This window comes from Paenibacillus sp. J22FR83, from assembly GCF_059691955.1.
This window is the reverse complement of record NZ_JCAUAM010000004.1, coordinates 350187-363060: the sequence shown is the minus strand read 5'-3', so window position 1 is coordinate 363060 and position 12874 is coordinate 350187. Positions and strand designations below refer to the sequence as shown.

At 46.2% G+C, this 12874-nt stretch carries 10 protein-coding genes and 1 pseudogene; 1 reads left to right on the top strand and 10 read right to left on the bottom strand.

The window, feature by feature from the left end:
* Nucleotides 1-61: 61 nt before the first annotated feature.
* The 7 genes from AC58PV_RS10105 to AC58PV_RS10075 form a co-directional block, all read right to left on the bottom strand.
* Entirely contained in the window at nt 62-832 is a 771-nt protein-coding gene (locus AC58PV_RS10105; protein WP_497432121.1) for an SDR family oxidoreductase, read from the bottom strand.
* A 503-nt stretch (nt 833-1335) separates the two neighbouring features.
* Nucleotides 1336-2403 (bottom strand): Atu2307/SP_0267 family LLM class monooxygenase, encoded by a 1068-nt coding sequence (locus AC58PV_RS10100; RefSeq protein WP_497432120.1) that lies wholly within the window; start codon nt 2401-2403, stop codon nt 1336-1338.
* A gap of 96 nt (nt 2404-2499) precedes the next feature.
* Nucleotides 2500-3264, bottom strand: coding sequence for an SDR family NAD(P)-dependent oxidoreductase (locus AC58PV_RS10095; RefSeq protein ID WP_497432119.1), 765 nt, complete (start codon nt 3262-3264; stop codon nt 2500-2502).
* A gap of 309 nt (nt 3265-3573) precedes the next feature.
* Nucleotides 3574-4119 carry an SDR family NAD(P)-dependent oxidoreductase gene (locus AC58PV_RS10090; RefSeq protein WP_497432118.1) on the bottom strand — a complete coding sequence of 182 codons (546 nt, stop codon included), beginning with the start codon at nt 4117-4119 and terminating at the stop codon, nt 3574-3576.
* 47 nt (nt 4120-4166) lie between these two features.
* The gene (locus tag AC58PV_RS10085) at nt 4167-4337 is read right to left on the bottom strand and encodes an SDR family NAD(P)-dependent oxidoreductase (protein WP_497432117.1); all 171 of its coding nucleotides are present in this window, start codon (nt 4335-4337) and stop codon (nt 4167-4169) included.
* A 32-nt stretch (nt 4338-4369) separates the two neighbouring features.
* A complete protein-coding gene (locus AC58PV_RS10080; protein WP_497432116.1) occupies nt 4370-5143 on the bottom strand; it encodes an SDR family NAD(P)-dependent oxidoreductase in 774 nt (257 codons plus the stop codon).
* Between the two features lie 201 nt (nt 5144-5344).
* Complete coding sequence (locus AC58PV_RS10075) at nt 5345-6454, bottom strand: BclA C-terminal domain-containing protein (RefSeq protein WP_497432115.1); 1110 nt, start codon at nt 6452-6454, stop codon at nt 5345-5347.
* A 208-nt stretch (nt 6455-6662) separates the two neighbouring features.
* Between AC58PV_RS10075 and AC58PV_RS10070 the strand changes: the two genes are divergently transcribed.
* A complete protein-coding gene (locus tag AC58PV_RS10070) occupies nt 6663-7697 on the top strand; it encodes a YheC/YheD family endospore coat-associated protein (protein WP_497432114.1) in 1035 nt (344 codons plus the stop codon).
* 135 nt (nt 7698-7832) lie between these two features.
* On the opposite strand, the gene nasC is transcribed toward AC58PV_RS10070, so the two are convergent.
* The 3 genes and pseudogenes from nasC to AC58PV_RS10055 all read right to left on the bottom strand — a co-directional run bounded on the left by nasC (nt 7833) and on the right by AC58PV_RS10055 (nt 12819).
* The gene (nasC, locus tag AC58PV_RS10065) at nt 7833-9977 is read right to left on the bottom strand and encodes an assimilatory nitrate reductase catalytic subunit NasC (protein WP_497432113.1); all 2145 of its coding nucleotides are present in this window, start codon (nt 9975-9977) and stop codon (nt 7833-7835) included.
* 156 nt (nt 9978-10133) lie between these two features.
* A pseudogene (locus tag AC58PV_RS10060) lies at nt 10134-10570 on the bottom strand (FAD-dependent oxidoreductase); the annotation flags it as partial.
* A gap of 95 nt (nt 10571-10665) precedes the next feature.
* Complete coding sequence (locus AC58PV_RS10055) at nt 10666-12819, bottom strand: alpha-galactosidase (RefSeq protein ID WP_497432112.1); 2154 nt, start codon at nt 12817-12819, stop codon at nt 10666-10668.
* Between the last annotated feature and the right edge of the window lie 55 nt (nt 12820-12874).

Genomic DNA, 12874 nt, shown 5'->3' with positions numbered 1-12874 from the left:
ATTACAGCGTGGCTTGATAGTTATAAGGTTGGTAGGGACACCACCGGAACATATTGCTTACTTATACTTGAGTTACAGAACGATTGAGCCAATCATGAAAACGTGTTGTTGTAATTGTCGTGATTCGTGTACCGCTATCAATTGGAACGAGAGATTGATCATTCACTTCCACCGAACCAAAGTAGAGTGCGTTGTCATCTGTGATCACTTGACGTGGATCTTGATTGGCTGCCAAGAATTGTCGCACAAGTTCGTCAAGAGCAATTTGGTCAGGACCAGCCACATCCACGATCCCATTCACAGGTGCACCAAGCGTGAAATCCGCAACTACGGCCGCGACATCATCCGAAACAATAGGCTGTGTCAGAGCGGAAGGCAAGCGTACCGTGTCCCCTTCCGTAGCCACATAAGCGATGCTCCCGATGAATTCGAAGAACTGCGTTGCGCGGACAATGGTATAAGGAATCGGAGAAGCTTTGATTAGCTCTTCTTGGGCCATTTTCGCCTTGAAGTAGCCACTTTGGAGAAGACGCTCTGTCCCTACGACCGACAATGCAACGTGATGACGCACACCTGCCGCCACTTCAGCAGCTAGAAGATTCTTATTCGATGTCACGAAGAACGACATAACTGCCTCATCTTCAAAAGAAGGCGAATTCGTCACGTCTACGACAATCTCTGCACCATGTAGTGCCTCTGCAAGCCCTTCACCAGTAATCGTATTGACGCCTAAGGAAGGCGATGCTGGCAATACTTCATGCCCAAGCTCACGAAGGTTCTGCACGACTTTGGATCCAATTAGACCACTACCACCAATAACTACAATTTTCATATGAATTCCTCCTAGTTTATAGCCCTTTGTCAGGGCAAGTGATGTGTTATTAAGTACTTCAATTTTGTTTGACAAGTATAAGACAATTGAGGACTTCGAAGTGTGACATATAAGTTCTGGTTAATTTCTCCTTAGTATGGGGATACGTCTAATACTGACTAAGAAAGTACACGGGGGCTGTCCCGCTGCTGAATCGTATTTAGATGTAAAAACTACAGCTAATGTGCTCGAATTCTAGGTATTTTCGTGATTAGATGGAAAAAGTACAGGTAAATTCTATGAAATTAGAAAAATCGAGATAATTAAAGGAATTTAACTACAAGCAATACAGTTAATCATCCGAATTCGCTAAATTCGTTTCAAATAGATGGAGAGAATCCAGTTAAATCGCGGAAAGTCGGTTTATTATTTATCGGTCAATATGGTCAACAACGAAAAGAGGCGTTTCAATAAGTCTACTTCGACTATTGAAACAACCTCTTCTATAACAACATAGTATACTCTTACGTGTTTAAGATATTTCTTCCCTCAACCTCTAACTTCCCAACTTCTTCTCGAACTCGAGGTGCGACTTCCGTTCCTAATAGTTCAATGGCTTTCATAACATCTTCGTGCGGCATGGTGCCGACAGGCAAATGAAGGAAAAATCGCGAGAAGCCTAAATGCTTATACATGTGTACGATTTTGTTGACTACCGTGTCAGGATCACCAACGTATAAGGCCCCTTCTAAGCTGCTTGCGGCATCAAAGCTTGCGCGGCTGTAATGTCCCCATCCCCGCTCTTTCCCAAAATAATTAAACGATGCTTGCGTAGGCGGGAAGTACTTATCTACCGCAAGTGAAGTACTCTCCGCAACGAATCCTAAGGCGTGCACGGCTATCTTTAACTTCGAAGCATCATGCCCTGCCTGCATGGCGGCTTTCTTATAAAAAGGTACAAGCGGAGCAAATTGCAGCGGACTCCCTCCGATAATCGCCAATACAAGAGGCAGCCCAAGTAACCCAGCTCTGATGACCGATTCCGTATTTCCTCCACTGCCAAGCCAAATCGGGAATGGATCCTGAACCGGACGCGGATAGACGCCAAGATTCGTAAAGGCCGGTCTATGACCACCTCTCCAAGTTACCATTTCCGAGTCTCTTAATTTTAATAATAATTCCAATTTCTCTTCAAAAAGTTCTTCATAGTCTTTCAAATCATATCCAAACAACGGGAATGCATCCACCATGGAGCCTCTGCCCGCAATAATCTCGGCACGTCCATTTGATATCCCATCCAGTGTGGCAAATTGCTGAAACAAGCGCACTGGATCCGCTGCAGAGAGCACAGTTACAGAACTGGTTAAACGTATCCTTGTAGTCACAGCTGCCGCTGCTGCAAGCACAACAGCTGTAGCCGAATCTCCGAATTCTTTCCGATGATGCTCGCCGACCCCAAATATATCTAGCCCTACCTTATCGGCAAGGACAATTTCCTCCACGACCTGTCGCAACCGCTCCGCATGGCTTATCGTCACACCTGTTCGTACATCTGGCATTGTTTCGACAAAAGTATCTACGCCTATCTCCATATCGAATCCCCCTCTATATAAAATAAAAATAAAACAAGTTTAACTCAATTCCTATTTAAACAATAAGAATTGGTTATATAAATGAGTATGAACCAATTACCACGCAGACGCACCGCCGTCAACCGGGAAGTTAGCCCCTGTGATATAAGAAGCCCGGTCCGAAGCAATGAAAGCTGCGAGCTCTACCAGTTCCTCCGGTTGACCAAAGCGCTTGAGAAGGGTCTTTTTGGTGATTGCGTCCCGGGCCGCCTGATTATCGCCAAGGTCGCGGTCGCTTGCCGGTGTCAAGAACGGCCCAGGACTGATTGCAACCGCGCGGATCCCATGGCGCGCGCCTTCAAGCGCGAATTGCCGCGTCATGGCTATGACGCCTGCTTTCGCTGCGCTGTGCCCGACCATCGGAGGGGCCTCTCCAGCGATCAAACCTGCCAAGGATGCGACGTTGATGATGACACCGCCACCGCGCTGAACCAAATGTGGCCATGCAAATTTCGATACAAAGAAAGGGATATCAAGTTCGCCAGCTATGGTCACCCGCCAGTCTTCAATCGAAAAATCGGGCATTGGACCAAAACGTTGAATCGCCGCATTATTGTAGACGACGTCTATACCGCCGTATGCGGCCACAGCTTCCTCGACCATTTCCCTTGCCTGTTCGGGGTTAGTTAGATCAAAAGGCGCGATACCAATCATTTCACCATCAGAACCTCGTATGAGTTCAACAGTTTCGTTGTTTGCATGAACATTGATATCACTCCCAACTACCTTTGCTCCTTCTCTAGCAAAAGTTATCGCCGCAGCGCGTCCAAGTCCTCCACCCGTACCGGTGATCAGAACGATCTTATTATCAAGTATTCCCATAGCTTCCTCCTAATCAGTGGCTTGTCCGTGGAACAACGAATCGAACAGCTCATTTTTCTCAAAAAGATATTTAACGATCCTATCCTTCATGGTAGATAGTTACCCAAATGATGATTTAAATTTGTTCTATTAATATTTAAAATAATAATAAATAACCTAAACATAGGATATATGTAGTCTATCCTTTTGTCAACACAGATTTAAGTGAGCAATGGTAGCTTGAAAGAACAAAAAAAGAAGAGCTGCTATGCAGCATGCCCCTCTAATTGTGATTTTTATTAAGGTTATATCAAATGGCGTATCCACCTATTACCAAGCAGATGCACCGCCGTTGACCGGGACGTTTGCCCCTGTGATATAGGAAGCCCTATCCGAAGCGATGAAAGCTGCGAGCTCCACCAGCTCCTCGGGTTGGCCAAAACGCTTGAGAAGCGTCTTTTTGGTGATTGCGTCCCGGGCCGCTTGATTGTCGCCAAGGTCGCGGTCACTCGCCGGTGTCAAGAACGGACCGGGACTAATCGCCACTGCACGGATCCCATGGAGCGCGCCTTCAAGCGCGAACTGCCGCGTCATGGCAATGACACCTGCTTTCGCTGCGCAGTGCCCGACCATCGGAGGGGTCTCACCAGCGATCAAACCCGCCAAGGACGCGACGTTGATGATGACCCCACCACCCCGCTGAACCAGATGTGGCCATGCAAATTTCGAGACGAAGAAAGGGATGTCGAGTTCGCCGGCTATGGTTACCCGCCAATCTTCTATTGAGAAATCGGGCATCGGACCGAAACGTTGAATCGCCGCGTTGTTATAGACAACGTCTAGCCCGCCGTAGGCAGCCACGGCATCCTCAACCATTTTCCGCGCCTGTTAGTGGTCAGTTAGATCGAACGGTGCAACACCCTTCATTTCACACCGGAACTACGTATTAGCTCAACTGTTTCGTCGTTCGCATTAACATTAATATCACATCCAACTACCTTTGCTCCTTCTCTGGCAAAAGTGAGCGCCGCAGCGCGTCCAAGCCCTCCACCTGTGCCGGTGATTAGAACGATCTTATTCTCAAGTATTCTCATTGTATCCTCCATATCTCTGGTTTGTCCGTGAATCATCCTTCACGGTAAATAGGTGCTCCGAATGGAGCTGAGCGTGCTCCCCCATCTACTGTAATCTCTGCTCCTTGCACGAAAGAAGACTCGTCAGAAGCAAGGAATAAGGCCACATTAGCAATTTCCCTTGGATCCCCCATACGGTTGAGCGGTATCGTTCGAGCTTGTGTTGCTTCTAACTTAGCGGTTTCTTCAGGGGTTGTTTTCTTCCAAATGGTTGTACGTGTTGCCCCTGGCACCACTGTGTTTACTCGGATACCTCGTGGCGAAAGCTCGGATACGAAAACTCTTGCCATGGAGCTAATGGCTCCTTTACTTGCCGCATAAGCTGCTCTTCCCGGAGCACCATCCGTTGCACGCGTTGAACCCGTCAAGATAACGGAAGCCCCTTCCTTCAAATAAGGTAAAGCAGCTTGTACGGTGAAGAAGACGCCAGTTATATTCACCTGAAGTACTTCTTCGAAAACCGAAAGCTCAGTACCTCCTAATGGTGTAGGGGATGCAATACCCGCATTCGCATACACAATGTCGAGTTTGCCGAAGGCTGAGATGGTTTGGGCCACTGCCTGTTCCATGCTAACCTGATCAGCCGCATCCGCTTGAACGGCAAGGACATGTGCACCAAGTTCCTTCGCCACGTTGTTTAACGTCGTTTGATTCCGCCCTGTGATCACAACTTTCGCACCTTCTGCAATGAACAGTTGCGTAGCGGACAAACCGATTCCACTGCTTCCTCCAGTAATGAGCGCAACTTTACCATCAAGCTTTCCCATAATCCTACTCCTTTGATATACGATACAAGCATTACCAAGCCAACGATTATATTCCCCTATTCACTAGCACGTATTCATTCGCTTCTACTAGCTACAAAAATGATAATACAACTGCAAAAAAAATAAGCTGCACAAAGCAGCCTATTGGGAGAGTTCCTGAACTGAACATAAACTAACTAAATTAATTACGGACACGTTGTTTTAACTAGGCGTATAAGATAAGGATGCACTAAACGAGAGTTGGGTAATATCAGCTGCTGAAGGATCAGACGCTACATTCGTCCTTATACGTATACCAATACGATCACCTGCTACGACACCTAATGATCCGAGATTAATATTAGTTGCTGCATAGAAAGTACCGGCAATAACCGTATTACCAGGACCTCCAAAAGAAACCGAGCTAGTCAGTGGAGTTGTCAAGTAAAGAGAAGCAAGGTGACTAACCCCATTATTAGGAGCTGAAGGAGCTCTGAAAACTGTGAAATCATAGACAAGAGGTGTCACATTGATCGAAGCTACTGAAGCGACCAACAAATCAGCACTTATTTGTAAATTTTGAACGGTTCCATTAAAAGGAATTGGAAATGCAAAACCACCTGCTTCTGGTGGCATCGTAGATTCTCCAGAACCATCAATAACTTCAACTGTTCGATTACCAAATCCCATTAAAATTGGCGCAGCCGATACGACTGTAGCCCCACTAAGGATGATACCCGTTGAAAATGGAATTAATCCTCCGCCACCTGCTGCTCCCGTTGCCCCGGTTGGCCCTGTTGCTCCCCCTGTACCCGCTGCTCCCGTTGCTCCGGTTGGCCCTGCATCTCCTGCTGTACCCGTTGCTCCGGTTGGTCCGGTTGGCCCTGCATCTCCTGCTGTACCTGTTGCTCCCGCTGTTCCTGCTGCTCCCGTTGCGCCAGTTGGACCTGTTGCTCCCCCTGCTCCCGGTGCTCCCGTTGGCCCAGTTGGTCCCGGTGGTCCCCCCTCTGGTCCTGTCGCTCCCGTAGCTCCTGTTGCTCCCGTTGCTCCCGCCCCAGTAGCCCCAGTAGCTCCCGTAACACCCGTTGCTCCTGCTTCACCAGCTGGTCCCTCTGGACCTTCAAACCCTCGAGGCCCTCGTCGACCTTCTTCCCCTCTTTGACCACGTGGCCCTTCTGGCCCCGTAGACCCTGTAGCTCCCGTTGACCCTGCTGATCCTGCAGGTCCTGATGCTCCGGTAGGGCCCGCTCCCCCTGATGTTCCCGCAGGTCCTTGGGGACCTCGCGGCCCTTCTGGCCCGGGCGGTCCAGGGGGGCAATTACATTTTCCCATACTATTCTCATCTCCCTATTTTTAAACGTAATTCATCATATTAAATGCCTAAATAGATAGACACAGTATATGCCTATCAAAATATAAAAAGTGGGAAATAGAACCATTATTCACTCAAAACTCTATTCATCTATGTTATTGTCCCATACCAAAATGACTGCGTTAGCATTAGCTACTTAAGATGGTTCGATGGTTAGGGAGTGTTGGAATGGACAAGCGCCCATGGATAGGTATTATGGTAACTAAACGGAATAGTAGAAAAAGAATTTTAGCTCTTTGTCAACGTTATCAAAGTAAAAATCTGAGACTTTACGCCTTTACTCCAGCAGATATACGTTGGAGACAGCAACGTATTATTGGACTCAGCTTGAACAATGGCAAATGGATACAACGTATATTCCCTTTTCCACGTGTCGTCTATAACCGTTGTTTCAACAAAGTCTCGATGACTATTCAACGTCTGGAGAAAATAATAGGTAAGCGTATGTGTTTCAATACGATTAATCATTTCAATAAGTGGGACATCTACAACCAGTTGCAACAATCGAGTCTTTCGCAATATGTACCCCGTACATTTCAATATCATGAAGTGAACCTAGCAGAACAATTAGAGATAAATAATCTTCTCTTTATAAAACCGATTTATGGATCTAGAGGTACGTCTGTCTATCGAATTGATCGCTTAGAGAATGAAGATATTCACATTTCCTTACACAGTTTAGCACCAAGAATTATTTGTAGGAAAAATGAAAGCATTCAAGAAAAGCTAGATGAGCTTCTCGGACAAAAGACCTATTTGGTCCAAGAAGGGATCCAAATGAGTCGACTCGATCGTCAATATTTTGACATCCGGGTTCTTGTTCAGAAGGGAAAAGTTGGTCAATGGAAGATTGCCAGCATCGCTTGTAGAGTGGCACATGAACATTACTTTAACACGAGTATGTGTGAACGTGTCTATGAGGTAGCCGAAATTCTCCATCGACTATATGCGTCTGAAAAAGCAAATGAAATCCTGCAATCTTTGAATGATGTGAGTGTCAAGGCCGCTCAAGAAGCAGAGACTCTCATGGGAAATTTAGGAGAATTGAGCGTGGATTTTGTACTGGACAAACAAAGTAAATTATGGATTATTGAACTTAATGGCATGCCTCAAAAAAGTATATATGAGGATCTAAAGGGATTCAAATTAAAGGATTTGTATCGCAGACCCATGGAATATGCTTATCATCTTACTCAAATATAAAGAAACCGAACTCATCGTTATAAGAGATCGACGAGTTCGGTTTTTCATTTGAATATCAGAATTTATAAGTTTGCTTACTAATTATGCTGAATTTCTAGATAAACGCTCCTGTCCTTCAAAGGACGGCGTAGCCGTTTATTTTGTATACATATTCAGAGATACTAACGGACTTACCTGGACCGCACAAACTTTAAACCCAGGCATTTTACAGGTTGGATCGAGGGCATCATTCGTTAATTTATTGACGTTCTGCGTATCGCCCCAATGCATCGGAACGAAGACAGTGTCTTCCCGAATCGCATCACTAAAGCGACTACGCACATAAATTTCACCGCGTTTGGATGTCAACTTCACAAGTGTCCCATCTTCGATATGGTTTTTCTTCGCCGTTCTAGGATGGATCTCCATGAAAGACTCTACGTCTCTAGCAGCTAACGCTGGACTTTTGCGAGTCTGCACGCCTGTTAAATAATGCACAAGCACGCGGCCAGTGGTCAAATACAGCGGGAAATCTGCACTGGTCTGCTCTTTGGGCAGATGATTCTCCACGGTTGTGAAGAGTGCTCTTCCCGCTGGAAGCGGAAATGCGGATTCGAATAAGCGTTTGACACCTGGATGCTCCACTTCCGGACAAGGCCAATAGACGCCTTCTTCCTTCCGCAATCGCTCATAGGTAATGCCATAATAGTCTGCTGTTCCACCACGACTTGCGAGTCGAAGCTCGTTAAAGACTTCTTCCACATGTTCAAATCGAAAAAATTGACCTCGCCCAAACTGCTCAGCAAGCTCACATAGCACCTGCCAGTCATGCTTAGCTTCGCCGGGAGCTGCACGACCAGCTTCTCTCAGTAGTACGCGTCCCTCCAAGTTAGTCACCGTCCCGGCATTCTCTAAAAAAGCCGTTACCGGTAATATCAAATCAGCTAACTGGGCCGTTTCGGAGATGAGGAAATCTGCAACAACAAGGAAATCAAGCTTCTTCAACCCTTCTTCAACGAAGTTCGCATTCGGATTCGAAACAAGCGGATTCGATCCCATCACGATTAACGCGCGAATCTCCTGCTCATGAATCTTCTCCATCATTTCGTAAGCAGACACGCCTTTACCGGGTAACTCGCTCGGATCTATGCCCCAAACACCTGCGACATACGCACGATCCGCGGGATTCTCAATCAGTCGGTAACCTGGTAGCTGATCCGCTTTTTGACCATGTTCTCTACCGCCCTGGCCGTTCCCTTGTCCTGTAACAGCCCCATAGCCGCAGCCAGGCTTGCCGATTTTACCAGTTAGGAGTACAAGATTCAGGAAGTTGCGAACGGCCATATGACCATCCGTTTGCTGCTCAACGCCTCTCGCTGTAAACACCATTCCCGTCTGCGCTTTGCCGTAACTCAGTGCAGCCTCGCGAATCAATGCAGCCGAAACTCCGGTCATGTTGGCGATCTCTTCCATATTCAGTGCTTCAAGATGCGCTTTCAATTCCGTAAATCCTGTTGTTCTTTTAGCTACAAATTCTTCGTCTAAGCAACCTTCCTCTAACAGTACTTTGAGCATTCCATTGGCCAAAGTCGCATCCATGCCTGGTTTCACCTGTAAATGAATATCGGAGATACGTGTTGTACCCGTTTCACGCGGATCGATGGTTATGATGATGGCACCCTTCTCTTTCGCTCTTGTAAAATAAGGCATCAGCGTAGGTTGACACTCCGCAATATTCGTTCCCGCAAGAATGATGCACTCGGCTAATTCAATGTCCGATAGTTGGTTCGTTATCCCTCGGTCAATCCCGAATACTTTCACCCCGGCCGATGCTGCAGCCGACATACAGAATCTTCCATTATAATCAATGTACTTTGTTTGCAGTGCAACACGCGCGAATTTGCCTAATAAATATGCGGATTCGTTCGTAAGCGAGCCGCCACCGTATAATCCTACCGTGTGGTTGCCATAAGTTTCACGGAGACCATTACATTTGCTTACGATGAGCTCATAAGCATAGCTCCAGGAAATCCGCTCGAAACGACCATTCCGCTTCATCATTGGATGGAGTATACGTTCACCTGTCAGCACATGCTGGTATGCTTTCATACCTTTGATACAGAGGCGTCCTTCTGATGCTTGATTAGGCTTCGGCACAACAGAATAAACAGACTTTCCACTGGAGGCATTACAATCTTCGATGACTTGCATCTTACACTGTACACTGCAAAACGGGCACTGCGTATCCATCACATGTAAAGAAGTAGCAACGATATGATCTTGCTGTGAAAATAGACTCATAAGCTCACCTGACCAAAGCAGCTGTGGGCTGCGAATTTACTTGCTGTGGTTCTATCAACTTGCTTTCAACCTGCCATCTGCGAAGCAGCTTCATTCGAATGGTCAGATTGAATAAATGTTCACGTAACTGCGTAATCCCAATACGTTCAACCCATTGATTTCAACACCCGATACTTTTAATTGGGAATACAAAATTGACCCTTGATAGCACTCGGTCTCCACGTCGCAAATCTTCTTAGCCAACACTTTACCTTGCTCATATAGCGGGGCCACCAACCCATAGACCGTATTACGATGCTCCGCGCATTCCCTGACTGCATACACATCTGGCACATTCGTTTCCATATCGTCATTGACCATAATAGCACAATTTCTTTCAATCCCACTATCTGCTGCAAGCTTAATATTAGGTCGACACCGACTGCAATAACAAATAGATCGGCTTCCACTTTGCTGCCATCCTTAAACAGAAGACCCTCTACTCGCTTCTTGCCAAGAATTTTCTCCGTCTGCTTCTCCAGAAGAAATTTCATTCCTTGTTTCTCCAGCTCTCTGCGCAGCATCCCTGCTGAAGTTGGACTGAGTTGACGTTTCTATATGAGAAGGCACTTGAGTAAATAGGCAAACTAAGAGGTTGGCCCGATGTCGTTGAAGACAAAGTGCCAACCTCTATTGAGTTGTTCAGCGGTTAGTTAGAAACTGATGAATTATCGTAGCGATACATGACGAATGTAAATGGCGCTGGTCGCGTAACTACATAATCTCCTTGTTGTGTCGATTCCCACGTTACTTGATACTGTCTTTGAGGAACAAGCACTTCATCTTTGACATCCATTCTCAGTAGCTCTGTGACGTTTACTTCACCGCTCACACCCCAAAGCTTCATAACGGCAATGTCGGATTCGTGCAGCTCTCGGAAGATGATGAAATAGCCGTGTGCGGGACTACAAATACTTTGCAAACCTGTCCAACCAGCTCCCGATGGCTCATCACCAATTGGTAAAACTTGTCCAGCTAAGATATCCGCATGATATGGCTTTACCGCTTGAATCATTGTTGTGAGAGAACCCATTTGCTTCTTCGTTAATCCCGTTAGTTCCATCCATGCTAATGGATTCGAGAAAGCCGTCGCTGCAAAAGCATAGACTTGCCCACAAGCATCTGGAGCTAAAGGATCTTCTGCATAGTTATTCGTGTTGCGGTTAACATTTAAGAATTCCATTTGCAGCCTCGAAGATGGTAAATAAGGAGCAAGCATCCATAAATTGCGAAGCGTCCAATGAGGATAATAATTGCTCCAATCCGTGTAACGATTTTCAAGAAAGATGCTGCCATATTGCGTTTGCCCAAAGTAACCTAATCTCTTCTGCGCAGTCGTATCGATATTGAAATCAACTTGCCCATTGGTCGCTTTCTGAACGAATCGCATCATATTCAGCAAACGAATCTCTCCTACTTTTGAGCGTATTTCAATACCATCTAACTTGAATGTTCGAATATTGTATTTCCTATGAAGAAGCAGTAAAGTCGCAACGTCCTTTTCCCAGTTTATAAAGTCACGGACGGAGTCCGGGGAGAACCACAAACCCAAGGCTACCCCAAGTTCAGCGGCAAGCGAAACGATCGGTGTGAGACCGTCTGGGAACCTTTCCGGATGAACTTCCCAGAAATCGCCATCACCGCTGTAATAATCGCTCCACAGTCCGCCATTCGACTTCGTCGCTGCATCAACAGAGTTTACCGTCGCACCCTTTTGCCAACCATCGTCAATTTGCAGAATGCTCAACCCCAGCGCTGCTGCCGCAACTAATTCTTTACGTAGAAACGCCTCGCTGATGGCGCCATCTTTGGAGCGATCTCCCCATGTGTTACTCATCATGAAACTATCCCTATCCGCAATGTGAGCACGAAGACTACGATGATAGGTCTGGAGTAAGTCATAACCTCCAAGCGTTGTCCCATCGTATACACCGACGGTTACTCCATATGCAGTCATTTCTACGTTTTCGCGCAAATCCGCTTCGCTGACCCCCGTCCCTAGCAGACTCAAACTCTTCCCGTGAAATTGAAATTCCATGCGAGAGTTACCGTAGATCCCCAATTCTGTCGGCCCTTCTTTTATGATTAATAAGCCGCTCTCCTGAAGTGTTTTCGTAAGGAACAGGAGATTTCCGCGCAAGTTCCGCTTCTCTCTCACATAAATCAAACCTGTCTCCTGACTCACAAGGTTATTATTCGTATCCGTCTGATCAAGAAATTGAACCGATGTCCATCGGCAATGCAGATCTCGAAGTAACATACGTTCACAATAATCAGACAATACAGTGTAATTATGCTTATTATTCGAATCTAATTGTAATGAAACAGGGGAAAGTGTGCGATTTGTTTTAAAATCATCTTCGGTCCATACGAGGTTCGGTTCTTTGTCGATCAGGCTATCTTTGCTTCTAAAATGATGAACTGGCATCACGGATATCTCATGTCGAATAAACGGTGCATCTGGATAGATCTTCAATGTGAATCGATGCATCGTGGAGATCGCTTCAAGGTGAATGTCTACATTCGTTTGTAGATATGGTTGAGAAATGCCGTAATCATTCGCAACGAGTGACGAAATGAATATAGCATGCGGATGCTGTTCATCCGACAACCCTGGAAGTTGAAACATTGGGGAATCGGCTTCCGACGCAAGCCATTCTTCACCTTTGTTTTTATCGAAAATGGAGACATTAACCGCATGGCCGCTGGCGAATGACCAGGACCTTTCTATTCTGCCATTCCCCACTCGAAGCAAAATCCCTTCAACGCGCACATAACAATCCAACCATTCCTTAAGGGGCATATCTACCGCAACCTCCAATATGGTAATATATTATTTAATAAGCACATTATACATC

Coding starts and splice junctions, on each gene's coding strand:
- AC58PV_RS10105 (WP_497432121.1), bottom strand. CDS start 832: ATGAAAATTGTAGTTATTGGTGGTAGTGGTCTAATTGGATCCAAAGTC.
- AC58PV_RS10100 (WP_497432120.1), bottom strand. CDS start 2,403: ATGGAGATAGGCGTAGATACTTTTGTCGAAACAATGCCAGATGTACGA.
- AC58PV_RS10095 (WP_497432119.1), bottom strand. CDS start 3,264: ATGGGAATACTTGATAATAAGATCGTTCTGATCACCGGTACGGGTGGA.
- AC58PV_RS10090 (WP_497432118.1), bottom strand. CDS start 4,119: ATGGTTGAGGATGCCGTGGCTGCCTACGGCGGGCTAGACGTTGTCTAT.
- AC58PV_RS10085 (WP_497432117.1), bottom strand. CDS start 4,337: ATGAGAATACTTGAGAATAAGATCGTTCTAATCACCGGCACAGGTGGA.
- AC58PV_RS10080 (WP_497432116.1), bottom strand. CDS start 5,143: ATGGGAAAGCTTGATGGTAAAGTTGCGCTCATTACTGGAGGAAGCAGT.
- AC58PV_RS10075 (WP_497432115.1), bottom strand. CDS start 6,454: ATGGGAAAATGTAATTGCCCCCCTGGACCGCCCGGGCCAGAAGGGCCG.
- AC58PV_RS10070 (WP_497432114.1), top strand. CDS start 6,663: ATGGACAAGCGCCCATGGATAGGTATTATGGTAACTAAACGGAATAGT.
- nasC (WP_497432113.1), bottom strand. CDS start 9,977: ATGAGTCTATTTTCACAGCAAGATCATATCGTTGCTACTTCTTTACAT.
- AC58PV_RS10055 (WP_497432112.1), bottom strand. CDS start 12,819: ATGCCCCTTAAGGAATGGTTGGATTGTTATGTGCGCGTTGAAGGGATT.